This window comes from Enterobacter sp. SCRI0065 (assembly GCF_059766475.1).
The window spans coordinates 1-27,000 of sequence record NZ_JCBAJB010000006.1 but is presented as its reverse complement, the minus strand read 5'-3'; the positions used below and the strand labels follow the sequence as shown (position 1 = coordinate 27,000).

The window sequence follows — 27,000 nt, the reverse complement described above, 5'->3', positions numbered from 1 at the left end:
ATGAAGATCAATACTGGCGCACGCGTTTTCGCATTGTCCGCCCTGGCAGCAATGATGATTTCCGCACCGGCTCTCGCCAAAATTGAAGAAGGTAAGCTGGTTATCTGGATTAACGGCGACAAAGGCTATAACGGCCTGGCCGAAGTGGGTAAAAAATTCGAAAAAGACACCGGCATTAAAGTCACCGTTGAACATCCGGACAAGCTGGAAGAGAAATTCCCTCAGGTTGCGGCAACCGGTGACGGCCCGGACATCATCTTCTGGGCGCATGACCGTTTCGGCGGCTACGCGCAGTCTGGCCTGCTGGCTGAAGTGTCCCCAGATAAAGCGTTCCAGGACAAACTGTTCCCGTTCACCTGGGATGCCGTGCGTTACAACGGTAAGCTGATTGCTTATCCGGTTGCTGTAGAAGCACTCTCTCTGATCTATAACAAAGACCTCGTACCGAACCCGCCGAAATCCTGGGAAGAGATCCCTGCTCTGGATAAAGAGCTGAAGGCTAAAGGTAAGAGCGCGCTGATGTTCAACCTGCAAGAACCGTACTTCACCTGGCCGCTGATTGCTGCCGACGGCGGTTATGCGTTCAAGTTTGCTAACGGCAAATATGACGTGAAAGACGTGGGCGTAGACAGCCCAGGCGCAAAAGCCGGTCTGACCTTCCTGGTTGACCTTATCAAGAACAAACACATGAACGCGGATACCGATTACTCCATCGCGGAAGCGGCGTTCAACAAAGGCGAAACCGCGATGACCATCAACGGTCCGTGGGCATGGTCTAACATCGACAAGAGCAAAATCAACTACGGCGTCACGCTGCTGCCAACCTTTAAAGGCAAGCCGTCTAAACCGTTTGTTGGCGTGCTGAGCGCCGGTATCAACGCCGCCAGCCCGAACAAAGAGCTGGCGAAAGAGTTCCTCGAAAACTACCTGCTGACCGATCAAGGTCTGGATGAAGTGAACAAGGACAAACCGTTGGGTGCCGTCGCACTGAAATCCTTCCAGGATACGCTCGCGAAAGACCCACGCATCGCCGCCACCATGGATAACGCCCAGAAAGGCGAAATCATGCCAAACATCCCGCAAATGGCGGCGTTCTGGTATGCCACTCGTACCGCGGTTATTAACGCAGCAAGCGGTCGTCAGACTGTCGATGCCGCGCTGAAAGACGCACAAGGACGTATTACTAAGTAAAGCTTTTATCCCCTCTCCCTTTTAGGGAGAGGGAGAACAAAATATGTTGTAGAGGAAGATCCCCATGGATGTCATTAAAAAGAAACACTGGTGGCAAAGCGACACGCTGAAATGGTCAGTGATCGGAGCGCTTGGCTTACTGGTGGGCTACCTTGTTGTTTTAATGTACGTACAGGGGGAGTACCTGTTCGCCATCATGACGCTTATCTTAAGCTCAGTTGGCCTGTATATTTTTGCCAATCGTAAAGCCTACGCGTGGCGCTACGTTTATCCGGGCGTGGCGGGGATGGGGCTATTCGTTCTGTTCCCACTGATTTGTACTATCGCCATCGCCTTCACCAACTACAGCAGCACCAACCAGTTAGCTCAGGAGCGCGCTCAGCAGGTGCTGATGGATCGCTCCTACCAGGCGGGAAAAACCTTTAACTTCGGTTTATATCCAGCGGGTGATGAGTGGAAGCTGGCGCTGAGTGACGACGCGAGCGGAAAATATTATGTCTCCGACGCCTTCAAATTTGGCGGCGCACAGAAGCTGACGCTGAAAGAAGCGGATGCCCTACCTGAGGGCGAACGCGCCAATCTGCGCATTATCACCCAGAACCGTCAGGCGCTGACCCAGCTCACCGCCGTTCTGCCGGATGACAGCAAAGTCACGATGAGTTCGCTGCGTCAATTCTCCGGCACGCAGCCGCTGTATGCGCTGGCAGACGACGGCACGCTGACCAATAACCAGAGCGGCGTGAAGTATCGTCCGAACAACGACATCGGCTTCTATCAGTCTGTGAATGCCGACGGCAACTGGGGCGATGACAAACTCAGCCCGGGTTATACCGTCACCATCGGCTGGGACAACTTTACCCGCGTCTTTACCGACGAGGGCATTCAAAAACCGTTTATGGCGATTTTCGTCTGGACGGTGGTCTTCTCGGTCCTGACGGTGATCCTGACTGTGGCAGTCGGCATGGTGCTGGCGTGCGTCGTGCAGTGGGAATCGCTCAAGGGCAAAGCGATTTATCGCGTGCTGCTGATCCTGCCCTACGCCGTGCCATCGTTTATCTCGATTCTGATTTTCAAAGGGTTGTTCAACCAGAGCTTTGGTGAGATCAACATGATGCTCGGCGCGCTGTTTGGCATCAAGCCGGCCTGGTTCAGCGACCCGACTACCGCGCGTTCGATGATTATTATCGTCAACACCTGGCTCGGCTATCCGTACATGATGATCCTGTGCATGGGCCTGCTGAAAGCGATTCCGGATGACCTGTACGAAGCCTCTGCGATGGATGGCGCGGGCCCGTTCCAGAACTTCTTTAAGATTACCTTGCCGCTGCTGATCAAACCGCTGACGCCGCTGATGATTGCCAGCTTCGCCTTTAACTTTAACAACTTCGTTCTGATTCAGCTTCTGACCAACGGTAGCCCGGACAGGCTCGGGACCACCACACCAGCGGGCTATACCGACCTGCTCGTGAGCTACACCTACCGTATCGCCTTTGAAGGCGGCGGCGGGCAGGACTTCGGTCTGGCGGCGGCGATTGCCACCCTGATCTTCCTGCTGGTTGGCGCACTGGCGATTGTGAATCTGAAAGCAACACGCATGAAATTTGACTAAGGAGGGCATTGAACATGGCTATGGTACAACCCAAATCTCAAAAGATGCGCCTCTTCGCCACGCATTTAGGGCTGCTGATTTTTATCGCGGCGATTATGTTCCCGCTGCTGATGGTTATCGCCATCTCCCTGCGTGAAGGTAACTTCGCAACCGGGAGCCTGATTCCAGACCAAATCTCCTGGGAACACTGGCGTCTGGCGTTAGGCTTTAGCGTTGAGCACGCCGATGGTCGCGTTACCCCGCCGCCGTTCCCGGTGCTGTTATGGCTGTGGAACTCGATCAAAGTGGCCGGTATCACCGCCATCGGTATCGTCGCGCTCTCCACCACCTGTGCTTATGCCTTTGCGCGTATGCGCTTCCCGGGTAAAGCGACACTGTTGAAAGGGATGCTGATTTTCCAGATGTTCCCGGCGGTGCTGTCTTTGGTCGCGTTGTACGCGTTGTTTGACCGCCTCGGTCAGTACGTTCCGTTCATCGGCCTGAACACCCACGGTGGCGTGATCTTCGCCTATCTCGGCGGTATCGCACTGCATGTGTGGACCATCAAAGGCTATTTCGAAACCATCGACGGCTCGCTGGAAGAAGCTGCCGCACTGGATGGTGCGACGCCGTGGCAGGCCTTCCGCCTGGTACTGTTGCCGCTGTCGGTACCGATTCTGGCGGTGGTGTTTATTCTGTCGTTTATCGCGGCCATTACTGAAGTGCCGGTCGCCTCGCTGCTGCTGCGTGATGTGAATAGCTACACGCTGGCAGTGGGAATGCAGCAATATCTCAACCCGCAAAACTACCTGTGGGGTGACTTTGCCGCTGCCGCTGTTCTTTCCGCCATCCCGATTACCGTAGTGTTCCTGCTGGCTCAGCGCTGGCTGGTGAACGGCCTGACGGCGGGCGGTGTGAAAGGTTAAGTTTCATTGTGTTATGCCACTGCAACCCTCAACTTTGACGTATTGACCCAAAACTCTAAATATTTCGGGGTGCTGGAAGGCGGCAAGCGAGTGAGCCCCAGGAACTTACACTAGTAAGTGACTGGGGTGAATAAGTGTAGCCAACGCATCAGCAGCGTGAAATATGACGAGTTAACTTGTGACTGTTGTTCGGCGGCCTTGTGGCCGCCATTTTTTTATTCACGTTTCAGCCGCTTAGTGTTGCACAGCCACAGCGTAATCACTAAAAGCAGGATCGCGGCCGAGTAGATCAGTACGTCGAGAGGAGATTTATGATCGACGATGATCAGCCGCACAATCGCGGTGATCCCGATATAAACAAAGTAACGCAGCGGGAAGTGATAGCCGGACTGAAAGTACTTCACAATCAGGGCGATAAATTCGAAGTAAAGAAAGTAGACCACCAGCCCTTCGACCAGCTCATATTTGCTGGTTTGCTCGGGGGCAAATAGCACATCCGCCAGATGCACGGTTTCCTTGCCCAGAAAGACCACCAGTATCAGGCCAAGGCACAGCAGGCCGAGGTTCAGCACGGTCTGGAGAATGGTTGAGATAAACTCAACGCGCGGACGAGTCAGGGATGTCATACAGCACCTCAATCTCAGGGGCGAGGTACCTGTATAACGCAGAATTGTGACGGGGATCTATATTTTTTGTTTATGTTTGATGGAATGCGGAAAATTCTCCCCTCACCCCGGACCGTACACCCCAAAGGGGAGAGGGTTAGGGTGAGGGGGAAAAGCCTTAGCGGAAGTTAATATTCTTATCGCTGGTCATGTCATACAGCTGGAATTTCCGCCCAAGCTGCTGACCACCGTCACGCGTTAACGGCGTCCAGCCGATTGCCGCACGGCTACGCGTTGGGCCAGATGAGAACAGATCCAGCGGAATCGACACATACACGCCTTTGGTGAAATCTCCTTCGCCGTATTCGTCCGGCGAGACGTTGGTAATAGTAGCGTAACCACCGACTACCACACCGCTGTCGAAGTGTTTGGAGATATCCAGCGTGCCGCCTTTATCGCCTGCCAGATATTGGCCGACGCTGGCTTTCACCAACAGATCCTGCGCAAATGACGGCGTCCAGTAAGCGCTCAAATGACCGGTTTTTACGCTGTAATCGGTGAACTTCATCATGTCCTGCGCGCTGCGCCAGTCACGCTGCTTCACGTAGTTAGCGTCAAGCCCAAACGCCCAGTTACTGTCGACCGGACGGTACAACACTTCTGCCCCCGCCCCGCCGTACATGGTTTCCAGATAACCGCCGTAGACCTGGCCGTAGAAACCATTACCGAGATACTGGAAGTAGTTGGCCTGCAGGTTATTCACGTAGGCGTTGTTCTGCACATATTCACGCACGCGGGTACGTACGCGCGGCAGCTTGGAGTCATTCGGCGGATTGGTGTAGTTAAATTTGTCATAGTTGTTGGCGATGTTGCCAAACAGGCTACCAGTGGTCAGCAGGTGGTCGGTCACCCATAGATCCGCCGTTGCCATCACGCCCAGCTGATACATGTAGAAGTTTTCAGGCCCGCCAACCGACTGGTTTAGCACCGGATCGATATGGAAATCGAAACGAGACTTGTCGATATACCAGCCCTGCTCCGTGCTGTCAGGCACCACCGGCTCAACGCGTTTTTGCACCAGCTCAGTTTCATGCCCCAGCGGTTCGCCTTCGAGATGACGTTTGAGACTGGCCACGTCCGTTTCGGTGGTCACCTGTGGCATATTCAAACGATTTTCCGTTACGCGGATCGTACGGATCCCGTCCGGCAGATCGTTCATGATGATCCTGTTGGCGCGCTCGATTCCTTCGCGGGAGTCACGATATTTCACTTGCTCACCGGTGACATAGAGCGTGTCACCTTTTGTCTGAATCTTAGGATCGGCAAGCCCCGCGTTGTACTTCAGCAGCGTCAGCTGATTTGCCACCACCGAGTGCTGGATGATGGCATCCTGCGGCTGCGGCTGATACGCAGGCCGTGCATTGTCGTTATACGACGGTCGCATATCGTTGAAGTTGGTCCGCAGCGTGAAGCCGAACATCACGGTATTGCCGCGCTCATAGCTGAGGTTAACGTCGGCCCAATCGGTGACGCGATAAATCGCGCCGACGTTAAACTTGCTCTTCTGCTCAATCTTGCCGGCGAAGTCCTCGGTGTAGTTGTTGCCTTCGTATTCCAGCTTCAGGCGCAGCGGCTGCCACGGTGTTTGATACTCTACGCCGCCAAACAGCGACGCCGGGCCGTGGAACATCTGGTCGCCGTTGACCGAACCGGCCTTCTTGTAGCTGTTGTCGCGATAGCAATATTTGTCGCTGTAGGAGCAGAATGGGTTCTTCACGTTGCCGCTGGTACCGAGATAACCCCAGCCCAGACCGAGCGAGAAGTCGAACGGTCCCCAGGCTTTGCTGGCGACCACGTATTCGGCATCGAACAAGCCAGTACCGCCGATATCGCGCGCCCCGACGGAAACCTGCGGCATCCAGTAGCTCTCTTCCCACAGGCGCGCCTTGACGTCGAACGCTTTATCTTTGTAGGTCTGATCGCCGGAGAACGCATCGACGCTGCTGTACTGCTTCGTTCGCACATCGGTGTAGCGCAGCGTCGTTTCCAGCCACGGGAAAAGCTGTACGGAGGCAGAGTAGTAACGATACTGATCGTTATCGCGATAGTTGAGGCTGATCTCCCCCTCGCGCGCCATCCGTGCGGTGGGAGTTTGCAGCAGCCCGACGCCACCGAAATCCGACTGCGAGGGGCCAACAGGAGCCGGATAGGTTTCGGCATGGCAGGCTGCACTCACGCACAGCGCCAGCATGCTGTAGAGATAATGTTTTTTCATTAATCCGGTATCCGCTGCGTCAGGGAGCGAAGGATGTCGGCATTGAGTCCGTCATAAGCCTTCGTCCAAAAATGATCGGCAAAGCCGACAAAAATCACGCTGCCCGGCATGGGCTCGATATGGCGTTTATTCCAGTACGCCACCGGTGCTTGTTGCGTGCGACCATCGGGATAAATGACCCACGCGTAGCTTTTCTCGGCCCCTGCCAGCAGGCTTTGCTCATCGAGATAGCTCGCCAGATCCCGACCGGGGGTGAACGGTTTTTTACCCGGGCGGCTGACCAGCCCCATCACCGTAACGGTCGAAGGCTGCGTCGGTATCCACAGCTGGTATTCCCCTTCCAGGGTGGGATTCCCGTTCTCCGCCACGCGCACCTTGTCGGGATCGAGGTTCACCCGCTGACGGCCCGTCACTTTTATCGCCTGCAACTGCTGGCGTAGCGCATGAATAGCCGCGGCCGTATCGCCCTCTTCCTGTCCGGCAAGGCCGGTCAGCCTTGCCAGCAGCGCCTTGTGCTGTTGTTCCGCCCGCGCGGTGGCCTGATGTTCGCTAATGACGGCACCCGTCCACCAGCTGTTTGCCAGACGCGGCTGCCCGACCAGGTCGATCAGGTGCTCTACGTTAGTGAGCGTTTTAGGGTCTTTGCTTTCAGGGGTATAGACTTTGACCGTGCCCGCCGACCACGCCAGCGGCGCGGCAAGACTCAGTAACAGCGCAACGCTTATTCTGGTTTTCATGGTTTCGCTGCCTTGATCAGGGTGGCCTTTACCGGGAAGAAGTTCGCGCCCAGGTATTGCACCGACTGGCGAATCTGCCCTTCTTCATCAATCCAGAAGCGGTTATGCCAGGTTGCCTGGTCAGTCGTGATTTCTTCGTCCAGCACGCGAACCTGAGTTTCATCGCTGCCGACGTTGATGCTGTCGGTGCCATCCCAACGGAAGACGGAACGCGCTGTGGCGTAGCGCACCTGTTTGTGTTCGGTCCAGCCCAGGGTGCGCGTCCAGTTTGCGCCATCGACGATTTGATTGGGTTTGATAAGCGGATCAGCCGCGAGGTTGTTCACCTCAAGCAGGTTGTCCCCCCCCAGCAAGGTTTTAACGATGCGGCCATGCTGCGTCACGATAGTCGCCTGATCCTGCGTGACCCATTTCTGCTGTCCGTTTTCGGCGAAAGCGAGCACCACAAACAGCTGCGGGCCGCCGTTTAACTGCATGTACTGGCTGGCGTACGGCATATTCTGGATATCGTCATCGGTGAGATGCACACCAGGTGTGCCGAAGACGCTGTCCCACAATGAGTGTCCCAGCCCTTTGGTGGTGGCTGAGCAGGCCTGTAAAAGCAGGCAAATCAGGATAATGACGGGTCGCTTCACGACTCTTCTCCGAAGGGGCGAAATAACCACACCGAAGTGTGGTTATGATTAGAACACCCGGTATTACTGGGTGCTGGTCGTCGTGGTGGTCGTGGTTCCGGTATTGGAGCCATCACCGCCACCGGTTGCCGCAAGAGCAACACCTACGGCTGAGCCTACGGTGCTCGTCGCGGTCGCGGTAGAACTTCCCGCAGACGCAGACGTTGCCGCCGAGCCTGCTGCTTCACCGACCTGAACCGGTGCTGCATAGACAGACGACGCCGCAAGCGCAGTGAGGGCAAAAATGCCACACAGTACTTTCTTCATATCAATTTCCCTTCAATGAATGAATGGAGATTTGCCCGAAAAGAAATTCAGGCGGATTCGAGTATACACAACTAAAGCAGGCGGATTGCCGTATGGGGAAATAGCAGAAGGGTTTTAGGACTAATGGATGAAAGCGAATTAATAAAATAATTATCTTAATTTAAATACATTAAAAATCAGCCAGTTACAATATAAGCAAATATCTTTAATGTCCGTAAAATCCTAAAATAACACAGAGTGATTAACGGGTTATTCGGTTTTTTCAGATTAAACTCATAATAGAAATCTGCGCCAAATAACAGACATCAGGAATTATCCGATAAAAAAATGCCGGCATATCGCCGGCATTTTTCAGGTCATGTTAATTATGCGCGCCAGGATTTATAGCGGTTAATCAGACCATTTGTCGAGCTATCGTGGCTCTCGATATTTTTATCATCACCCAGTTCCGGCAGAATGCGGTTTGCCAGCTGTTTGCCCAGCTCAACGCCCCACTGGTCAAAGGTGAAGATGTTCAGGATCGCGCCCTGAGTAAAGATTTTGTGCTCGTACAGGGCAATCAACGCCCCCAGGCTGAACGGCGTGATTTCACGCAGCAGGATGGAGTTGGTTGGGCGGTTACCTTCGAACACTTTGAACGGTACCACGTGATCCAGCGTCGCCGGATCTTTACCCTGGTCGCGGTATTCCTGCTCAACCACGTCGCGCGCTTTACCAAACGCCAGCGCTTCGGTCTGGGCGAAGAAGTTAGACAGCAGCTTCTGATGGTGGTCAGACAGCGCGTTATGCGTCGTTGCCGGCGCGATGAAATCGCACGGTACCATTTTGGTGCCCTGGTGAATCAGCTGATAAAACGCGTGCTGACCATTGGTGCCAGGCTCGCCCCAGATGATTGGGCCAGTCTGGTAATCCACGGCGTTGCCGTTACGGTCAACGTATTTACCGTTGGATTCCATGTTGCCCTGCTGGAAGTAGGCCGCAAAGCGGTGCATGTACTGGTCGTACGGCAGAATCGCTTCGGTCTCAGCGCCGAAGAAATTGTTGTACCAGATGCCAATCAACGCCAGCAGCACCGGCAGGTTTTTCTCTGGTGCCGTCGTCGCGAAGTGCTTATCCATCGCGTGCGCGCCAGAGAGCAGTTCAACAAAGTTCTCATAGCCCACGGACAGGATGATTGACAGACCAATCGCAGACCACAGGGAGTAGCGACCGCCAACCCAATCCCAGAATTCAAACATGTTCGCGGTGTCGATACCGAACTCGCCTACCGCTTGACCGTTGGTCGACAGCGCCGCGAAGTGCTTCGCCACGTGCTTGTTGTCGCCTGCAGTTTTCAGGAACCAGTCGCGCGCGCTGTGGGCGTTGGTCATGGTTTCCTGGGTGGTGAAGGTTTTAGACGCGACCAGGAACAGCGTGGTTTCCGGGTTCACTTTTTTCAGCACTTCGGCGATGTGGGTGCCATCGACGTTGGAGACAAAGTGCATGTTCAGATGGTTTTTATACGGGCGCAGCGCTTCGGTCACCATGAACGGGCCGAGGTCAGATCCGCCGATACCGATGTTGACCACGTCGGTAATCGCTTTACCGGTGTAGCCTTTCCAGCTCCCGGAAATAATGGCTTCAGAGAAGGTTTTCATCTTCTCAAGCACCGCGTTCACTTCCGGCATGACGTCTTTACCGTCAACGATAATCGGGGTATTGCTACGGTTACGCAGCGCAACGTGCAGCACGGCACGGTCTTCGGTACGGTTGATTTTCTCACCGGAGAACATGGATTTGATCGCACCGGCCAGGTCGGTTTCTTTCGCCAGATCCTGCAGTTTCGCCAGCGTCTCTTCGGTGATGCGGTTTTTGGAGAAATCCACCAGCATTTGGTCATCGAAGGTGGCGGAGAATGTGTTAAAACGATCGCCGTCTTTCGCGAACAGGTCCGCGATGGAGACATCTTTCATTTCTTCGAAGTGTTTTTGTAGTGCCTGCCAGGCAGAAGTCTGCGTTGGGTTGATGTTTTTCATTAGCAATACTCTTCTGATTTGAGAATCTCGACTGCGTTCGATTGTAGCGCCTGCGAACAGAAATTGTGATGGTTTTTATGCCATTGCCCTGGCCTGTATCAAACGCCAGTGAAAAGACCCGAAAAGTATAGACGTTATAAGTCCTGTTACTGAGGGGGTACCCCCCATGAATAATCCGCATAATCCCAGCATTGACAGGACTTCCCCCGCATTTTATTTATAGGACGGTATTTGCGCCTGCACCTGTTCTCATTTCGTTCTTGTGCCAGGGTCGCTCTATTTTTTTCCTGACACGAGGATGTTATGACGAGTTTTGTTGTCGCCAAATTTGGCGGTACCAGCGTGGCCGATTATGCAGCCATGAACCGCAGCGCCGATGTGGTGCTGGCCGATCCCCATACCCGCCTGGTCGTCCTTTCTGCCTCCGCTGGTGTCACCAATTTGCTGGTGGCTTTGGCGGAAGGACTGGAAGCAACAGAGCGCTTCGCGAAGCTTGATGCGCTGCGAAAAATTCAGTTCGACATCCTCGAATGCATGCAAAACCCGCACGTCATTCGTGAAGAAGTCGAACGCCTGCTGGAAAATATCACCACCTTAGCGGAGGCCGCTTCTCTGGCGACCTCGACCGCATTGACCGACGAACTGGTCAGCCACGGCGAACTGATGTCGACCCTGCTGTTTGTCGAAATTCTGCGTGAGCGTCAGGTGCTGGCCCAATGGTTTGACGTGCGTAAAGTGATGCGCACCAGTGACCGCTTTGGCCGTGCCGAGCCGGAAGTAGACGCACTTTCTGAGCTAGCGACTCAACAACTGGCACCGCGTCTGGCCGAAGGTATCGTCATCACCCAGGGCTTTATCGGTAGCGAAGCGAAAGGCCGCACCACTACGCTGGGCCGTGGTGGCAGTGACTATACCGCCGCGCTGTTGGGCGAAGCTCTGCATGCTACCCGCGTAGATATCTGGACCGACGTACCGGGTATCTACACCACCGATCCGCGCGTGGTTCCGGCGGCAAAACGTATTGATGTTATCGCCTTTGAAGAAGCAGCCGAAATGGCCACCTTCGGTGCAAAAGTGTTGCACCCGGCCACGCTGCTGCCCGCCGTTCGTAGCGATATCCCGGTGTTTGTTGGTTCAAGTAAAGACCCGAAAGCGGGTGGAACGCTGGTGTGCAAAACCACCGAAAATCCACCGCTGTTCCGCGCCATCGCCCTGCGTCGCAAGCAAACGCTGGTGACGTTGCACAGTCTGAGCATGTTGCACTCACGCGGCTTCCTGGCCGAGGTGTTTGGCATTCTGGCGCGCCACCATATCTCGGTGGACCTGATCACCACTTCCGAAGTAAGCATCGCGCTGACGCTGGATACGACCGGCTCAACCTCGACTGGTGATACGTTGCTCACGCAGTCGCTGCTGATGGAGCTGTCAGAGCTCTGTCGTGTGGAAGTTGAAGAAGATCTGGCTCTGGTGGCCATTATTGGTAACAAGCTGTCACGCGCCTGCGGCGTGGGCAAAGAAGTTTTCGGTGTCCTGGACCCGTTCAGCATCCGCATGATTTGCTACGGCGCTTCCAGCTACAACCTGTGCTTCCTGGTGCCTGCCGATCAGGCGGAGCAGGTCGTGCAGAAACTTCATCGAAATTTGTTTGAATAAAATTCGTTAGCAGGATAAATAATATCGATAAGCCGGGCACAGACCCGGCTTTTTTATAACTAAACAACACAACATAATCGCAAGGAATACCCATGTTATCGACCCTCACCCGGCTGTTCCCGCTGTGGGCGCTGCTGCTCTCTGTGCTCGCGTATTACACCCCCACCACCTTCACCCCTATCGGCCCCTGGGTGACTACACTGCTGATGCTGATCATGCTCGGCATGGGCGTACACCTGAAGATTGACGATTTTAAGCGCGTGCTGTCTCGCCCGGCCCCTGTGGCGGCGGGGATTTTTCTGCACTATCTGGTGATGCCGCTGGCCGCCTGGCTATTGGCCATGGCGTTTAAGATGCCGCCAGATTTATCCGCTGGAATGGTGCTGGTCGGTAGCGTGGCGAGCGGGACGGCGTCAAACGTGATGATCTATCTGGCGAAAGGCGACGTGGCGCTCTCCGTTACCATCTCTTCCGTGTCCACGCTGGTCGGCGTGGTGGCAACACCACTGCTGACGCGCCTGTACGTGGATGCGCATATTCAGGTAGACGTGATGGGCATGCTGCTGAGCATCCTGCAAATCGTGGTGATCCCCATCGCGCTGGGCCTGGTGATTCATCATCTGTTCCCACGCGTGGTGAAGGCGGTTGAACCCTTTCTGCCGGCATTTTCGATGGTGTGCATTCTGGCTATTATCAGCGCGGTGGTAGCGGGATCCGCTTCGCATATTGCCTCCGTGGGCTTTGTGGTGATTATCGCAGTGATCCTGCACAACACCATCGGACTGCTGGGCGGCTACTGGGGTGGCAAGCTGTTTGGGTTTGACGAATCAACCTGTCGCACGCTGGCGATTGAAGTCGGCATGCAGAACTCTGGCCTGGCGGCGGCACTGGGTAAAATCTATTTTTCCCCGCTTGCGGCACTGCCCGGCGCGCTCTTCTCGGTGTGGCATAACCTTTCCGGCTCGCTGCTGGCTGGGTATTGGTCCGGTAAACCGATTGAAGAACAACAGAAAAAAGAAGTCGCGAAAGAGGGTTAATTCGCTTCGCGCCGCCTCTTGCTTGCTTTACACTGAAGCCTCTTTTACAGGAGGCTTCAGCGATGGCTACACCGAGATTGACCCAGAAAGACATGACGGAAAGCGAGCAGCGTGAGCTGAAAACCCTGCTCGATCGCGCCCGCATCGCACATGGTCGTACGCTGACCAATGCCGAAACCAATCAGGTAAAAAAAGAGTACATCGACAAACTGATGGCTCAACGTGAAGATGAAGCGAAGAAAGCCCGCAAACTTAAAAAAGCGCAGGCTTATAAACCAGATAAAGAATCAACGTTCTCCTGGACTGCCAATACCTCACCTCGTGGAAGGCGCTAATTAGCGCCCTTTCTTTTTACGCCCCGGCTGCACAAACTTTTTGCCCGCGGGCTTGCTGCGCTCTTTCTCAGCCGATTTCGGGGCGTTCACGACAGGTCGTTTAATCCCCTGCGTTTTAGGCTTCGCTTTTGCTTTAGGCTTCGCCTCCGACGACGAGCCTTCGATGAGCTTAAACAGCTCAATCAGCTCATCACCCGAGAGATCACGCCACTCGCCCAACGGGATGCCCGACAGGCTGACGTTCATGATGCGCGTGCGTTCAAGCCTGGTAACTTCAAAGCCAAAATGCTCGCACATGCGGCGGATTTGTCGGTTTAAGCCCTGAACCAGCGTGATGCGAAACGCAAATGGCGCTTCCTTTTTGACTTTGCACTTCTTGGTCACCGTTCCGAGAATCGGCACGCCCGCCCCCATTCCACGGATAAAATCATCCGTTACCGGCTTGTTGACCGTGACCACATACTCCTTCTCGTGATCGTTTCCTGCTCGCAGGATTTTGTTCACCAGATCGCCGTGGTTGGTGAGGAAAATCAGCCCCTGCGAATCTTTGTCCAGACGCCCAATCGGGAAGATACGACTACTGTGGTTTACGTAATCTACAATGTTATCCCGCTCGCCATCTTCCGTGGTGCTGACAATGCCCACCGGTTTGTTCAATGCGATAAACACCAGATCTTCTTCGTCTCTGGGCTCGATAAGCTGGCCATTCACTTTGACCACATCGCCAGGCACAACCTGATCGCCGATGGTGGCGCGTTTGCCGTTGAGGAACACGTTACCTTGCTCGATGTAGCGGTCGGCTTCACGGCGTGAGCAAATCCCGCTCTCGCTAATGTATTTGTTTAATCGTGTTGATGAGGTGGGTAGCATAATTTCTCCTTGATAGGCGAAATATACCTTAGGTTTGCGCTGGTAAAAAGATTAGCCAACGGGAAGTGAGGCCGGTTTTTTTTCGTTTGCGAGGCACTTTCAGGAGCTGATGGCACATCATTTACCGGTTTCCACGCTCCTTCTACAGCGCTCAAAAGGAACTGAGAATTAATACTCATCCCGCTCATCGTCTTCGTCCGGCTGTTCCATCACGCTGTAGGCCACAGAACAGAACAACGAGTTGAGACGCTTCATGTCGCCCAGAAGCCCCAGGTGCAGCGAACTGGTTTCGATACTTTGCACGTTCTGCTGATGCAGACGCTCAACATGCGCGTGCGAGTAGCGGCGGTTAAGGATGCGGAAACGATGCTTGCTGCGACGCAGGCGGCGAGCGCTCGGCACGTCGCTTGAGAAAAATACCGACATGGCCAGGCGAAGATTGCTGAGCAGTTGCTCCAGCAGCGCATCCAGCTCCGCGATGCCTTCGAGGGAGAAGGCGCGGCGGGCGGCCAGCGATTTGTCAGCGATTTCGCTACCCATGCGTTCGACGATATCAGACGCCTGCTCAAGGTTGAGCGACATCTCGATGATCTCTGCCCAGCGGCGAGATTCTTCTTCGGCCAGTTCATCCTGCGGCATTCGCGCCAGATAGAGTTTGATCGCGGTGTAGAGCACGTTGATGTCATCGGCCAGCTTGCGCAGCTCTTTCTCCTGGCGCGGTTCACCGTGCATCACCTTTTTCAAACCGTCGAGCATGGTTTCCATCGCATCGCCCATGCGCAGCGTTTCTCGTGCGGCATTTGCCAGCGCCAGCGCGGGGGTGTCCAGCGCAGAGCTATCCAGATGCTTCGGCTTAAGCCGCGCGTCCAGCTCCGGCTCGTCGCGAATAAGGCGTTCGCAGAAGCGGGCCATTGGCCCCGCAAACGGCACCATCGCCAGACAACGCACCAGGTTGTAGAAGACGTGGAAATAGATAACCAGCTCGGCTTTTGGCAGCGGCAAGTTATCCATAAGGTTCGCCAGCGGGTGGACAAACGGCAGAATGATCAGGCTCCCCACCAGCTTAAACAGCAAGCTGCCCAAGGCTACACGGCGAGCGGCAGCGTTTGCCCCGCTGTTGTTGATCATGGCCAGCAGGCCAGAACCCAGGTTTGCGCCAATCACCAGGCACAGCGCTACAGGGAAAGAAATTGCGCCAGCAGTGGTAAGGGTCGCGGTCAGCAGCACCGCCGCCAGGCTGGAGTAGCTGATGATGGCAAAGACGGCACCGATGAGTGCATCGAGCATGATGTCACCCGTCAGCGAGGCGAAAATCACCTGCACGCCATTCGCCTGGGTGATCGGCGTGACGGCCTGAACAATCAGCTCCAGCGCCAGCAGGATTAAACCAAGACCAATTCCCACGCGCCCCAGTTGACCTTCTCGGGTCTGTTTGCGTCCCAGGAAGAAAATTACACCAATAAAAATGAGCAGTGGCGACAGCCAGGAGAGATCGAAGGTCAGGATACGCGCCATTAGCGCGGTCCCCACGTCGGCCCCGAGGACAATCACCAGCGCGGGTGCCAGCGCCACCAGATCCTGCGCCACAAACGAGGTGACGAGCATAGTGGTAGCGTTGCTGCTTTGGACCAGCGCGGTCACGCCAATGCCCGCGCAGAAAGCGAGCGGTTTTTTCTCAACGCTGTGGCTGAGAACGGTGCGTAAGCGCGCGCCATATACGCGCATGACGCCGGTACGGACGATATGAGTGCCCCATACCAGCAGGGCCACTGCGGATAGCAGGTGTAACAGTGTCAGCACGGAAGTGGATTCCCCTTATCGTTATGCATTTTCCTTTGGTCCACTTCAGTATAAGGGTTTAAACGTAAGAAAGAGACAGGGCGCCCAATGAGCGCCCTGTATGTTGTAAGAAAAGGTGACGTTAGTCGGCGTCGTAGCCCAGATTAGGCGCTAACCAGCGCTCGACTTCAGCCACGGGCATCCCTTTACGCAAGGCGTAATCTTCCACCTGATCGCGTTGGATCTGCGCCACTGCATAGTATTTGCTGTCAGGATGGCTGAAATACCAGCCCGAAACGGAGGCGCCTGGCCACATCGCGAAAGACTCAGTGAGCTTCATGCCGGTATGGGTTTCGACGTCCAAAAGCTGCCAGATAGTGCCTTTTTCTGTGTGCTCCGGACACGCCGGGTAGCCGGGCGCTGGGCGAATGCCCTGGTAGTTCTCGCGGATAAGTTCCTCATTGCTCAGGTTCTCATTCGCGGCATAACCCCAGTGGACTTTACGCACACGCTCGTGCAGGTATTCGGCAAACGCCTCTGCCAGACGGTCTGAGAGTGCTTTCACCATGATTTTATTGTAATCATCGAGCTGCGCTTCATAAGCCTCTGCCAGGGCATCTTCTTCAAGACCACCAGTCACGGCAAAGGCCCCGAGATAGTCCGCTTTACCGCTGAGTTTAGGTGCGACAAAATCGGCCAGACAGTAGTTGGCGAACCCGACTTTCTCGGTTTGCTGACGTAGGTGTCGGCTGACCGCCAGCACATGCGTGCGCGTTTCATCCCGATAAATTTCAATATCATCCCCCACACGGTTGGCCGGGAACAGGCCGACCACCCCGCGCGGATTTAGCGTTTTTTCGGCGCTTAGCATATCGAGCATGTCGTTGGCGTCTTTGAACAGCCGCTTCGCTTCCTCACCGACCACTTCATCTTCGAGGATGCGCGGATATTTCCCCGCCAGCGACCAGGTCATAAAGAACGGTGTCCAGTCGATGTAATTACGCAGCGTTTCGATGCTGGCGGTGACGTCCTGTACGCCCAGGCGATGAGCGACCGGCGGCGTATAGCTTGACCAGTCAAAGGCCAGATCGTTATCGCGCGCGGCCACCAGCGTGACCGGCGGCGTGCGCGGTTTTTTACGTGCGTGCTGAATGCGCACGGTGTCGTACTCTTTGCGGGTTTTTGCCACAAAATCGTCGTGCTGCGTCGCAGAAAGCAGCGCGGAGACGACGCCAACGGTGCGCGAGGCGTTTTGCACATAAACCGTCGGCCCGCTGTAGTTTTGCTCGATTTTAACCGCGGTGTGCGCTTTTGACGTGGTCGCCCCACCAATTAACAGCGGGATAGTAAAGCCCTGACGCTCCATCTCTTTCGCAACGTTGACCATTTCGTCCAAAGACGGCGTGATCAACCCTGAAAGGCCAATCAGGTCGGCGTTCACTTCACGCGCGGTTTTGAGGATTTTGTCTGCGGGCACCATTACACCCAGATCGATGATTTCATAGTTATTGCACTGCAGCACCACGCCAACGATGTTTTTACCGATATCGTGGACATCGCCCTTCACGGTCGCAATCACCATCTTGCCGTTGGTAGAGCCTTTCTCTTTGCTGGCCTCAATATACGGCTCAAGATAGGCCACCGCCTGCTTCATGACGCGGGCAGATTTAACCACCTGCGGCAGGAACATTTTGCCTTCACTGAACAGGTCGCCAACTACGTTCATACCGTCCATCAACGGCCCTTCAATTACTTCAATCGGGCGTGATGCCTGCTGGCGGGCTTCTTCGGTATCCAGCTCGATAAACTCGGTGATGCCTTTGACCAGCGAATACTCCAGGCGCTTTTTAACGTCCCATGAGCGCCATTCCGCCTGCTGAATATTGACGCTTTCATCGGCTTTGCTGCCGCGATACTTTTCAGCCAGATCCAACATGCGCTCGGTCGCGTCATCACGACGGTTTAAAACCACGTCCTCAACGCCATCGCGCAGTTCGGCAGGCAGGTCGTCATAAATCGCCAGTTGTCCGGCGTTGACGATGCCCATGTCCATGCCGTTACGAATGGCGTAATAGAGGAATACGGCGTGAATCGCCTCACGCACCGGGTCATTACCACGGAACGAAAAGGAGACGTTGGAGACACCGCCGGAGATCAGCGCGTGTGGCAGTTCCCGCTTGATGTCTTCACAGGCACCGATAAAGTCCTGCGCGTAGTTGTTGTGCTCTTCGATGCCGGTCGCCACGGCGAAGATATTCGGGTCGAAAATGATATCTTCTGGCGGGAAGCCGACCTCTTCGGTCAGAATTTTGTAGGCACGACGGCAAATCTCAATTTTACGCTCGCGGGTATCGGCCTGCCCCACTTCATCGAAGGCCATCACCACCACCGCCGCGCCATAGCGGCGCACCAGTTTGGCATGATGGATAAACGGCTCCACGCCCTCTTTCATCGAGATGGAGTTGACGATGCCTTTACCCTGAATGCACTTCAGCCCTTTTTCGATGACGTCCCATTTCGAGGAGTCGATCATGATGGGCACACGAGCGATATCCGGCTCACCCGCAATCAGATTGAGGAAACGCACCATCGCCGCTTCGGCGTCGAGCATCCCCTCATCCATATTGATATCGATAATCTGCGCACCGCTTTCGACCTGCTGACGGGCAACGTCCAGCGCTTCGTTGTATTTTTCTTCTTTGATCAGGCGCTTGAACTTGGCGGAACCGGTGACGTTAGTACGTTCACCGACGTTCACAAACAGGCTGTCTACGCTGATGGTTAGCGGCTCAAGGCCCGCAAGGCGACAGGCAACCGGCAGATCGGGAAGCTTACGCGGCGGTAGGCCCGCCACCGCATTGCTCATGGCGGCAATGTGTTCCGGCGTGGTGCCGCAGCAGCCGCCAACAATATTGAGGAAACCGGATTCGGCCCATTCGCGAGTTTGCGCGGCCATGGTCACGGCGTCGAGATCGTATTCACCAAAAGCGTTTGGCAGGCCAGCGTTCGGGTGCGCGGTGACGTAACAATCCGCGATGCGCGAGAGTTCCTGTACGTACTGACGCAGCTCATCCGGCCCCAGTGCGCAGTTCAGACCGAAGGTCAGCGCATCGGCGTGGCGCAGAGAGTTGTAAAACGCCTCGGTGGTTTGACCGGAGAGCGTGCGCCCGGAGGCATCCGTAATCGTGCCGGACACCATGATGGGTAAGTCGACGCCCAGCGCTTCCATCTCTTCTTTTACCGCAAAGATGGCGGCTTTGGCGTTAAGCGTATCGAAGACCGTTTCAATCATAATCAGATCGGAACCGCCTTCCACCAGCGCTTTGGTTGATTCCCGGTACGCTGACACCAGTTGGTCGAAGGTAACGTTTCGGTAAGCGGGATCGTTCACGTCCGGCGATATCGACGCGGTACGGTTGGTTGGACCAAGCACCCCAGCAACATAGCGCGGTTTTTCCGGCGTGCGGGCGGTCCATTCATCAGCACAAGCGCGAGCCAGCTTAGCCGCCGTGTAGTTGATTTCCGCCGACAGGGATTCCATCTGGTAATCCGCCATCGCGATGGTCGTCGAGTTAAAAGTATTGGTTTCGACGATATCCGCACCTGCCTCGAAATAGGCATTGTGAATTGCCGCAATAACGTCTGGTTTGCTGAGTACCAAAAGGTCATTGTTGCCTTTCAGGTCGCAGGGCCAGTCGGCAAATCGCTCACCGCGGAAATCGTCTTCGCTCAAACGGTAGCTTTGGATCATGGTGCCCATGCCGCCGTCCAGCACAAGAATTCGTTCATTTAACTGCGCACGCAGTTGTTCTACTTTGCTGCTCACACTCGCTCCCGACAACGCTCAACAAGGCCAAAAGGCTGCGGTCCATACTGGCATATTCTCGCAGAGTGGAGAAGTCACACAGCGGTAACATGAGACATGTTCACCATCACTCATCCGATCAGTCAGGATACGGTTGCAAATTCATCAAATAAAACGAAAATGATTTCCACGATACAGAAAAAGGAGTTCGCTATGGTTGCCACCGTTCCCGCCAAGCGCGGCAGAAAACCTGCTGCCACTACGTCCACTGCCCAGCCAACCGGTCAGGTTCAGTCGCTGACGCGCGGATTGAAACTGCTGGAATGGATCGCGGAATCGCACAGTAGCGTGGCGTTAACCGAACTGGCACAGCAGGCGGGTTTGCCGAACTCCACAACGCATCGTCTGTTGACCACCATGCAGCAACTGGGCTTTGTGCGCCAGGTCGGCGATCTGGGCCATTGGTCCGTTGGGGCACACGCGTTTATCGTCGGCAGCAGCTTTTTGCAGAGCCGTAATCTGCTGGCCATCGTGCATCCCATCCTGCGCAAACTGATGGAAGACTCCGGCGAAACGGTGAATCTGGCGGTGCTGGACCAGAGCGATCATCAGGCGATTATCATCGACCAGGTTCAGTGTACGCAGCTGATGCGCATGTCAGCACCAATCGGCGGCAAGCTGCCGATGCACGCCTCCGGAGCAGGAAAGGCTTTTCTGTCGCAGCTGACTGAAGAACAGGTCACGGGCCTGCTGCATCGCAAGGGGCTGCATGCCTATACCCATGCCACGCTGGTTTCACCCGTGCATTTGAAAGAAGATTTAGCCCAGACCCGCAAACGTGGTTATTCCTTCGACGATGAAGAACACGCCCTTGGCCTGCGCTGTATTGCCGCGTGTATTTATGATGAGCATCGCGAACCGTTCGCCGCGATTTCCATTTCCGGACCTATTTCTCGCGTCACTGACGATCGGGTGACTGAGCTGGGCGCTCTGGTGATCAAAGCAGCGAAGGAAGTGACGCTGGCGTATGGTGGCATTCGTTAAACCGGATGCAGAAACGTTGTCGTCTGCGGTAAGCGTAGACGTCTTCTACATGCCCGTTTTTGATCCGCGTTTGTAGACCGCGCCAGTAATCGGCGCGGAACAGATCGGCGTGCATCTCTTCAAACAGCGGACCAATGCGCGGATCGGCGCATAGCCAGTGGCGAAACTCTTCCGGGAAAACGTCGCCCGGGGAGACGCTGTACCACGGCTCGCTGGCGAGTTCGTCCTCTGGATATCTTGCTGCCGGAATAGTGCGAAAATTCACTTCGGTCATGTAGCAAATTTCATCGTAATCGTAGAAAACCACCCTTCCGTGGCGTGTCACGCCGAAGTTTTTAAACAGCATGTCGCCGGGGAAGATATTGGCAGCCGCCAGCTGGCGGATCGCGTTGCCGTATTCTTCAATCGCATCACGCAGTTGCGCTCCTTCTACCTGCTCCAGCCAGAGATTCAGCGGCACCATGCGACGTTCAATGTAGAGATGGCTGATGACAATCTTATCGCCCAGATCGGTGATTTTCCCCGACGCTTCCTGAAGCAATAGCGCCATTAACGCAGGTGAGATCTGGTGTTTATCCAGCACAAAATTTTCGAACTCCTGGGTATCGGCCATGCGCCCAACGCGATCGTGTTCTTTCACCAACTGATAGCAGGCGCGAACGTGTGCGGCAGTCATCTCCTTTTGTGGCGCAAATTGATCTTTGATGACCTTAAACACCCGGTCAAAACCCGGCAACGTGAACACCAGCATCACCATGCCGCGGATGCCGGGCGCTTCGACAAACTGCTCGTGGGTGCTGAAAATATACTGGAGATATTCTCGATAGCTTTCCGTTTTGGCGTGTTTCTGACAGCCAATCGCCATATACAGTTCAGCCGTCGTTTTCACCGGTAACAGTTCTCGTAGCCACTCAACCAGTGCGGCGGGCTGAGGGGCATAAACCATAAAATAGGAACGGGCGAAGCCGAAAACGATGCTGGCTTCGGCGCTGGTCGTTAAGCAGGTATCGACGAACAGTTCTCCATCATCCGTACGATGGATCGGCAGTAAAAACGGTATTACCGTATCTGGCGCGATCAGTTTCCCGACCAGCCATGCGGCTTTATTACGGAAAAACAGTTCATTAGCGACCTGCAAATGGCAGCGTTCCAGGACTTCTGCGCTAAACGTTTCTTTGAGATGCTGCGTAATGTAGCCAACGTCCCGCGCTTTGTTTTGCCACGGCAGGCGTAAAGGCAGGTCGGATAATACTTTGGTTAACAGGCTTTCCCAGCCGTGGTCTGGATAAAAATCTTTTGCCAGCGGGCGGGGGATCGTCCGAAACCGCCGTTCAGGCTGGGAACTGAAAATAAATAACCGCTCAGGAGACAGCGAGCGGTGGTCAAATAACCGACAATAGACGGAGTTGAAAAAGCTCTCCGCAATCTCGAAGCGAGGGTAATCCGGCAGAAGTTGGGTGTAATTCTCTTTCACACGCAGCAAAAAGGCGGCGTCGGTGCTTTTTCCATCGGTGATACAACGAAGCTGTTCCACCACCAGACCAACATGGTGATCGTAGAGGTGGATACGCTGCTTCATGGCCTGCTGTACGGCGTGCCAGTCGGCATGTTCAAAGCGCTGCTGTGCCCCGGAAGTTACCTCAAGAAAACGACCATACTGCGCATCGAATCCTTGCAGAATGGTTTGTGCAATCAGTAATTCCAGGCCACGCGACATATATTCCCCTCACCTTCTCCCCCCAGGGGAGAAGGTTCATAGCGGTTAGAACTGTGATTCTTCGGTTGATCCCGTTAAGGCGGTAACGGAAGAGGCACCGCCCTGGATAATCGTCGTGACTTTATCGAAGTACCCGGTTCCCACTTCCTGCTGATGCGAAGCAAAGGTGTAGCCTTCTTTGCTGGCGGCGAACTCAGGCTGTTGGACCTTTTCAACGTAGTGTTTCATGCCCTCACCCTGCGCGTAGGAATGCGCCAGGTCGAACATGTTGAACCACATGCTGTGAATACCTGCGAGCGTGATGAACTGGTATTTGTAGCCCATTTCAGACAGCTGCTGCTGGAAGCTGGCGATAGTCTTATCGTCCAGATTCTTCTGCCAGTTAAAGGACGGCGAGCAGTTATAAGCCAGTAATTTGCCAGGATATTGGGCATGAACGGCATCAGCAAAGCGTTTTGCTAACGCCAGGTCCGGCGTGGAGGTTTCGCACCACACCAGATCGGCATACGGGGAATAAGCAAGACCGCGGCTGATGGCCTGCTCAATACCAGCATGCGTGCGGTAGAAGCCTTCGCTGGTGCGCTCGCCGGTAATGAATTCGCTATCGTAGGGGTCGCAATCTGAGGTGATCAGATCCGCCGCATCGGCGTCGGTACGGGCGATCACCAGCGTCGGAACGCCTAACACGTCGGCAGCCAGGCGCGCGGCAACCAGCTTCTGAATCGCTTCCTGAGTCGGCACCAGCACTTTACCGCCCATGTGCCCGCATTTCTTCACCGATGCGAGTTGATCTTCAAAGTGAACCGCCGCTGCACCGGCTTCAATCATCGATTTCATCAGCTCGAACGCATTCAGCACGCCGCCAAACCCGGCTTCTGCATCGGCAACGATCGGCAGGAAATAATCCACAAAACGCGGATCGTTCGGCTCGATACCGGACGACCATTGGATCTGATCCGCACGACGGAAGGTGTTGTTGATCCGATCCACCACCGACGGCACGGAGTTAGCCGGATAGAGTGATTGATCCGGATACATACTGGAGGCCAGGTTCGCATCTGCCGCTACCTGCCAGCCGGAAAGATAGACCGCTTCAATACCTGCTTTCGCCTGCTGTAACGCCTGGCCGCCGGTTAACGCGCCGAGGCTGTTGATGTAGCCTTTCTTCGATTCGCCGTGCAGCAGACGCCACATTTTAGCCGCACCGAGCTGCGCCAGCGTGCATTCTGGGTTGACCGAACCGCGTAATTTCACCACTTCCTCAGCGCTATAAGGGCGGTTGATGCCCTCCCAGCGCGGTTGCGTCCACTCTTTCTGTAAATCCTGGATTTGTTGGGTACGGGTTTTCATGATGCAGATGCTCCATATTATTATGTGGTGGATTTATGCAAGCAGGCGGTAACCTGGCAGGGTGAGGAAGTCGATGAGCTCGTCTGACGTAGTGATTTGCTCCATCAGGCGCGCGGCATCGTCAAAGCGCCCACTGCTAAAGCGGTGCTCGCCTAACTCGTCCTGGATCGTCAGCATCTCTTCGGCCAGCATTTGGCGGAATAGAGATTTGGTTACAGGCTTGCCGTTACTGAGCGTTTTCTGATGGTGGATCCACTGCCAGATAGAGGTACGGGAAATCTCGGCAGTGGCGGCATCTTCCATAAGGCCGTAAATCGGTACGCATCCGTTACCCGAAACCCACGCTTCGATGTAATGCACCGCCACGCGGATATTGGCACGCATACCTTCTTCCGTGCGCTCGCCTTCACAAGGTGCTAATAATTGCTCTGCTGTGATAGGGGCATCTTCTTCACGGGAGATAAACAGCTGGTTTGGGTTATCACCCAGCGTGCGGCTGAACACCTCCATCGCCGTGTCTGCCAGGCCTGGATGGGCAATCCACGTGCCGTCATGACCGTTGCGCGCTTCCAGCTCTTTGTCTGCTTTCACCTTGCTCAACACCTGGCTATTGCGTTCGGCATCTTTGCTTGGAATAAACGCCGCCATACCGCCCATCGCAAACGCGCCGCGCCTGTGGCAGGTTTTGATCAGCAGACGTGAATAAGCGCTGAGGAAAGGCTTGTCCATAGTGACAACCTGACGGTCGGGCAGCACGTGGTCTGGATGATTCTTAAGGGTTTTGATGTAGCTAAAGATGTAATCCCAACGCCCGCAGTTGAGGCCAACGATGTGGTCACGCAACGCATGCAGGATTTCATCCATCTGGAAAACAGCTGGCAACGTTTCGATCAACAGCGTGGCCTTGATAGTTCCACGCGGCAGATCAAAACGGTCTTCTGCGTAGCTAAATACTTCGCTCCACCAGGCAGCTTCTTGCCAGGACTGGGTTTTCGGCAGGTAGAAGTACGGACCACTGCCTTTTGCCAGCAGACTTTTATGGTTATGGAAAAAGTAGAGCGCAAAATCAAACAGGCTGCCGGGGATGGCTTCGCCACGCCAGGTGACATGCTTTTCAGGCAAATGCAGGCCGCGCACACGGCAGACCAGCACCGCTGGATTCGGTTTGAGCTGATAGATTTTCCCAGCTTCATTGGTGTAGCTGATAGTACCGTTAACCGCATCACGCAGGTTAATCTGGCCTTCGATCACTTTACGCCAGTCCGGTGCCAGCGAATCTTCGAAGTCTGCCATAAAGACTTTGACGTTGGCGTTCATGGCATTAATCACCATCTTGCGCTCAACCGGGCCGGTGATTTCGACGCGGCGATCCTGTAAATCTTGAGGGATACCGCGGATTTTCCAGCCACTGTTTTTAATGGAAGTAGTTTCCGAAATAAAATCTGGCAACTTGCCGTTATCAATATCCTGCTGCTGTTGAACGCGTGCCGCCAGCAACTTATTGCGTTTTGGCGCAAAGTGCATCACCAGCTCGGTGAGAAATTCGACGGCCTCTGGCGTCAAAATCTGCTGTTCTTGCTCGCCATACGGCTGGTTAAAAGCCAGTTCGTCTGCTGTCGTTGCCTGTTGAGTCATTACGCTGCTCCTCATCGAAGATCCAAACACATTCCCCTAATGCGAGCGAAAGATCGTTGTGCGGTTTTCGCTCAGCAGAATTAAGATTATCCATTATTGATTCAAAATCAAAAACTATTTCCATTTTAAATACAAAATGTATTTAATTACTTGATAATTAATGAATTAAATATTTTTAATATGATGAATTGGATTTCGGAAATAAAAAAGGCACCCGAAGGTGCCTATTCTGGAGTGCTGAAACGCTTTAGGATCGTTTGAAGCAGAAGATTAATCCAGAGTTGGATTCATATGACGAAGATCGTACGGGGTAATCTGGTAAACATAATAATTCAGCCAGTTAATAAAGAGCAGATTGCCATGGCTACGCCAGGATGCTTTTGGTGTGTTCTGCGGGTCGTCTTTAGGGAAATAGTTGTACGGTACTTCTGGGGTAAGCCCCGCTTCTACATCACGGAAGAACTCACTCGCCAGCGTGTGGGCATCGTATTCAGGATGACCAGTAACAAAGGCAATGCGCTTGTCTTTGCTGGCAAAAAGGTAGGCATCGCCTTCTTCCGTTTCGGCCAGAATTTCCAGATCGGTGTAATCGCGTATCACTGTCGTGGGGAAATCCGCATAGCGAGAGTGAGGGGCCAGGAAGGAATCGTCAAAACCACGGGTCAGCAACGCATGTGGATGGAGAATATGATGCTCATATACGCCAGAAAGCTTGTCATTACGGGTCTGCTTAGGAATGCCGTAAAGGATATTGAGGGCAGCCTGTACCGCCCAACAGACAAATAGCGTGGAGGTGACATGATCCTTGGCCCATTCCAGCACTTGTTTGATCTGCGGCCAGTACGCGACATCGTTAAATTCCACCAGGCCGAGCGGCGCGCCAGTGACGATTAAGCCATCGAAGTTATCATCACGGATATCGTCGAAGTTACAGTAGAAGTTATTCAGATGCTCGGATGGTGTATTACGCGACTCACGAGCATCTATCCGCAGCAGCTGGACATCAACCTGCAGCGGAGAATTTGAAAGTAGACGAAGGAACTGATTTTCCGTTTCGATCTTTTTGGGCATTAGATTGAGGATGAGGACTTTCAGCGGACGAATTTCCTGACCTGTCGCGCGCGAGGCTTTCATCACAAAGACGTTTTCTTCTCGCAAGAAATTGACGGCTGGTAGCTCGTCCTGCACCCTAATCGGCATAACCTTACATCCTCACAGCATACGTATAAACGTTTAGACATCCAGATAGCTGACAATAACGAAGAATGGGGTGAATGTCGAGTCTGCAAATGGAAGGTGAGAAAGTTTCAAGGAGGAAATTACGCATGCAAAAAACCCCGCACCTTTCGGTACGGGGTTCTTCTTAATTAATGCCTGGCAGTTCCCTACTCTCACATGGGGAGACCCCACACTACCATCGGCGCTACGGCGTTTCACTTCTGAGTTCGGCATGGGGTCAGGTGGGACCACCGTGCTAAAGCCGCCAGGCAAATTCTG

Annotated in this window: 20 protein-coding genes and 1 rRNA gene; 7 read left to right on the top strand and 14 right to left on the bottom strand. The window is 54.4% G+C overall.

The window, feature by feature from the left end; translation table 11 throughout:
- The 3 genes from malE (at position 1) to malG (ending at position 3,705) form a co-directional block, all read left to right on the top strand.
- The gene (gene malE, locus AC6EMZ_RS16045; protein ID WP_498403611.1) at positions 1–1,191 is read left to right on the top strand and encodes a maltose/maltodextrin ABC transporter substrate-binding protein MalE; all 1,191 of its coding nucleotides are present in this window, start codon (positions 1–3) and stop codon (positions 1,189–1,191) included.
- A 64-nt stretch (positions 1,192–1,255) separates the two neighbouring features.
- Entirely contained in the window at positions 1,256–2,800 is a 1,545-nt protein-coding gene (gene malF, locus AC6EMZ_RS16040) for a maltose ABC transporter permease MalF (RefSeq protein WP_498403610.1), read from the top strand.
- Positions 2,801–2,814: 14 nt separating this feature from the next.
- Positions 2,815–3,705, top strand: a complete 891-nt coding sequence (gene malG, locus AC6EMZ_RS16035) for a maltose ABC transporter permease MalG (RefSeq protein WP_498403609.1) — start codon at positions 2,815–2,817, stop codon at positions 3,703–3,705.
- A gap of 215 nt (positions 3,706–3,920) precedes the next feature.
- Here the strand turns inward: malG and psiE are convergent, their stop codons facing one another.
- The 6 genes from psiE to pgi all read right to left on the bottom strand — a co-directional run bounded on the left by psiE (position 3,921) and on the right by pgi (position 10,278).
- A complete protein-coding gene (gene psiE, locus AC6EMZ_RS16030; protein WP_498403608.1) occupies positions 3,921–4,331 on the bottom strand; it encodes a phosphate-starvation-inducible protein PsiE in 411 nt (136 codons plus the stop codon).
- 157 nt (positions 4,332–4,488) lie between these two features.
- Positions 4,489–6,585, bottom strand: coding sequence for a YjbH domain-containing protein (locus AC6EMZ_RS16025; RefSeq protein WP_498403607.1), 2,097 nt, complete (start codon positions 6,583–6,585; stop codon positions 4,489–4,491).
- A complete protein-coding gene (locus AC6EMZ_RS16020; protein WP_498403606.1) occupies positions 6,585–7,322 on the bottom strand; it encodes a capsule biosynthesis GfcC family protein in 738 nt (245 codons plus the stop codon). Before AC6EMZ_RS16020 ends, AC6EMZ_RS16025 begins: the two co-directional genes overlap by 1 nt.
- Positions 7,319–7,957, bottom strand: a complete 639-nt coding sequence (locus tag AC6EMZ_RS16015) for a YjbF family lipoprotein (RefSeq protein ID WP_498403605.1) — start codon at positions 7,955–7,957, stop codon at positions 7,319–7,321. The genes AC6EMZ_RS16020 and AC6EMZ_RS16015 overlap by 4 nt, the downstream gene beginning before the upstream one ends.
- 63 nt (positions 7,958–8,020) lie before the next feature.
- Positions 8,021–8,263, bottom strand: a complete 243-nt coding sequence (gene yjbE / locus AC6EMZ_RS16010; protein ID WP_498403604.1) for an exopolysaccharide production protein YjbE — start codon at positions 8,261–8,263, stop codon at positions 8,021–8,023.
- A gap of 365 nt (positions 8,264–8,628) precedes the next feature.
- Positions 8,629–10,278 (bottom strand): glucose-6-phosphate isomerase, encoded by a 1,650-nt coding sequence (gene pgi, locus AC6EMZ_RS16005; RefSeq protein WP_498403603.1) that lies wholly within the window; start codon positions 10,276–10,278, stop codon positions 8,629–8,631.
- Between the two features lie 303 nt (positions 10,279–10,581).
- Between pgi and lysC the strand changes: the two genes are divergently transcribed.
- The 3 genes from lysC to AC6EMZ_RS15990 all read left to right on the top strand — a co-directional run bounded on the left by lysC (position 10,582) and on the right by AC6EMZ_RS15990 (position 13,303).
- Entirely contained in the window at positions 10,582–11,931 is a 1,350-nt protein-coding gene (gene lysC / locus AC6EMZ_RS16000) for a lysine-sensitive aspartokinase 3 (protein WP_498403602.1), read from the top strand.
- 92 nt (positions 11,932–12,023) lie between these two features.
- Positions 12,024–12,968 carry a ketopantoate/pantoate/pantothenate transporter PanS gene (gene panS, locus AC6EMZ_RS15995; RefSeq protein WP_498403601.1) on the top strand — a complete coding sequence of 315 codons (945 nt, stop codon included), beginning with the start codon at positions 12,024–12,026 and terminating at the stop codon, positions 12,966–12,968.
- Positions 12,969–13,030: 62 nt separating this feature from the next.
- On the top strand, positions 13,031–13,303 hold the full coding sequence (locus tag AC6EMZ_RS15990; RefSeq protein ID WP_498403600.1) for a YjbD family protein: 273 nt from the start codon (positions 13,031–13,033) through the stop codon (positions 13,301–13,303).
- On the opposite strand, the gene rluF is transcribed toward AC6EMZ_RS15990, so the two are convergent.
- The 3 genes from rluF to metH all read right to left on the bottom strand — a co-directional run bounded on the left by rluF (position 13,304) and on the right by metH (position 19,778).
- Positions 13,304–14,173 carry a 23S rRNA pseudouridine(2604) synthase RluF gene (rluF, locus tag AC6EMZ_RS15985; protein ID WP_498403599.1) on the bottom strand — a complete coding sequence of 290 codons (870 nt, stop codon included), beginning with the start codon at positions 14,171–14,173 and terminating at the stop codon, positions 13,304–13,306.
- Between the two features lie 168 nt (positions 14,174–14,341).
- Positions 14,342–15,973, bottom strand: a complete 1,632-nt coding sequence (locus AC6EMZ_RS15980) for a Na/Pi cotransporter family protein (protein ID WP_498403598.1) — start codon at positions 15,971–15,973, stop codon at positions 14,342–14,344.
- Between the two features lie 121 nt (positions 15,974–16,094).
- Complete coding sequence (metH, locus tag AC6EMZ_RS15975; protein WP_498403597.1) at positions 16,095–19,778, bottom strand: methionine synthase; 3,684 nt, start codon at positions 19,776–19,778, stop codon at positions 16,095–16,097.
- A 192-nt stretch (positions 19,779–19,970) separates the two neighbouring features.
- On the opposite strand from metH, the gene iclR reads away from it, so the two are divergent.
- Positions 19,971–20,801: a glyoxylate bypass operon transcriptional repressor IclR gene (gene iclR, locus AC6EMZ_RS15970; RefSeq protein ID WP_498403596.1), complete on the top strand. Its 831-nt coding sequence runs from the start codon at positions 19,971–19,973 to the stop codon at positions 20,799–20,801.
- Here iclR and aceK read toward each other — a convergent pair.
- The 5 genes from aceK to rrf form a co-directional block, all read right to left on the bottom strand.
- Positions 20,755–22,518, bottom strand: coding sequence for a bifunctional isocitrate dehydrogenase kinase/phosphatase (aceK, locus tag AC6EMZ_RS15965; RefSeq protein ID WP_498403595.1), 1,764 nt, complete (start codon positions 22,516–22,518; stop codon positions 20,755–20,757). The two genes, iclR and aceK, sit on opposite strands and share 47 nt — an antisense overlap.
- 45 nt (positions 22,519–22,563) lie before the next feature.
- Positions 22,564–23,868: an isocitrate lyase gene (gene aceA / locus AC6EMZ_RS15960; RefSeq protein WP_498403594.1), complete on the bottom strand. Its 1,305-nt coding sequence runs from the start codon at positions 23,866–23,868 to the stop codon at positions 22,564–22,566.
- A gap of 33 nt (positions 23,869–23,901) precedes the next feature.
- On the bottom strand, positions 23,902–25,503 hold the full coding sequence (gene aceB, locus AC6EMZ_RS15955) for a malate synthase A (protein WP_498403593.1): 1,602 nt from the start codon (positions 25,501–25,503) through the stop codon (positions 23,902–23,904).
- Positions 25,504–25,773: 270 nt separating this feature from the next.
- Positions 25,774–26,703, bottom strand: a complete 930-nt coding sequence (gene metA, locus AC6EMZ_RS15950; RefSeq protein ID WP_498403592.1) for a homoserine O-succinyltransferase MetA — start codon at positions 26,701–26,703, stop codon at positions 25,774–25,776.
- A 172-nt stretch (positions 26,704–26,875) separates the two neighbouring features.
- Positions 26,876–26,991: ribosomal RNA gene (rrf, locus tag AC6EMZ_RS15945) — 5S ribosomal RNA — on the bottom strand.
- Positions 26,992–27,000: the final 9 nt, after the last annotated feature.

Excerpts from the sequence above, each read along its gene's own strand:
- malE (WP_498403611.1), top strand. The coding sequence starts at position 1 with ATGAAGATCAATACTGGCGCACGCGTTTTCGCATTGTCCGCCCTGGCA.
- malF (WP_498403610.1), top strand. The coding sequence starts at position 1,256 with ATGGATGTCATTAAAAAGAAACACTGGTGGCAAAGCGACACGCTGAAA.
- malG (WP_498403609.1), top strand. The coding sequence starts at position 2,815 with ATGGCTATGGTACAACCCAAATCTCAAAAGATGCGCCTCTTCGCCACG.
- psiE (WP_498403608.1), bottom strand. The coding sequence starts at position 4,331 with ATGACATCCCTGACTCGTCCGCGCGTTGAGTTTATCTCAACCATTCTC.
- AC6EMZ_RS16025 (WP_498403607.1), bottom strand. The coding sequence starts at position 6,585 with ATGAAAAAACATTATCTCTACAGCATGCTGGCGCTGTGCGTGAGTGCA.
- AC6EMZ_RS16020 (WP_498403606.1), bottom strand. The coding sequence starts at position 7,322 with ATGAAAACCAGAATAAGCGTTGCGCTGTTACTGAGTCTTGCCGCGCCG.
- yjbE (WP_498403604.1), bottom strand. The coding sequence starts at position 8,263 with ATGAAGAAAGTACTGTGTGGCATTTTTGCCCTCACTGCGCTTGCGGCG.
- pgi (WP_498403603.1), bottom strand. The coding sequence starts at position 10,278 with ATGAAAAACATCAACCCAACGCAGACTTCTGCCTGGCAGGCACTACAA.
- lysC (WP_498403602.1), top strand. The coding sequence starts at position 10,582 with ATGACGAGTTTTGTTGTCGCCAAATTTGGCGGTACCAGCGTGGCCGAT.
- panS (WP_498403601.1), top strand. The coding sequence starts at position 12,024 with ATGTTATCGACCCTCACCCGGCTGTTCCCGCTGTGGGCGCTGCTGCTC.
- AC6EMZ_RS15990 (WP_498403600.1), top strand. The coding sequence starts at position 13,031 with ATGGCTACACCGAGATTGACCCAGAAAGACATGACGGAAAGCGAGCAG.
- rluF (WP_498403599.1), bottom strand. The coding sequence starts at position 14,173 with ATGCTACCCACCTCATCAACACGATTAAACAAATACATTAGCGAGAGC.
- iclR (WP_498403596.1), top strand. The coding sequence starts at position 19,971 with ATGGTTGCCACCGTTCCCGCCAAGCGCGGCAGAAAACCTGCTGCCACT.
- aceK (WP_498403595.1), bottom strand. The coding sequence starts at position 22,518 with ATGTCGCGTGGCCTGGAATTACTGATTGCACAAACCATTCTGCAAGGA.
- aceA (WP_498403594.1), bottom strand. The coding sequence starts at position 23,868 with ATGAAAACCCGTACCCAACAAATCCAGGATTTACAGAAAGAGTGGACG.
- aceB (WP_498403593.1), bottom strand. The coding sequence starts at position 25,503 with ATGACTCAACAGGCAACGACAGCAGACGAACTGGCTTTTAACCAGCCG.
- metA (WP_498403592.1), bottom strand. The coding sequence starts at position 26,703 with ATGCCGATTAGGGTGCAGGACGAGCTACCAGCCGTCAATTTCTTGCGA.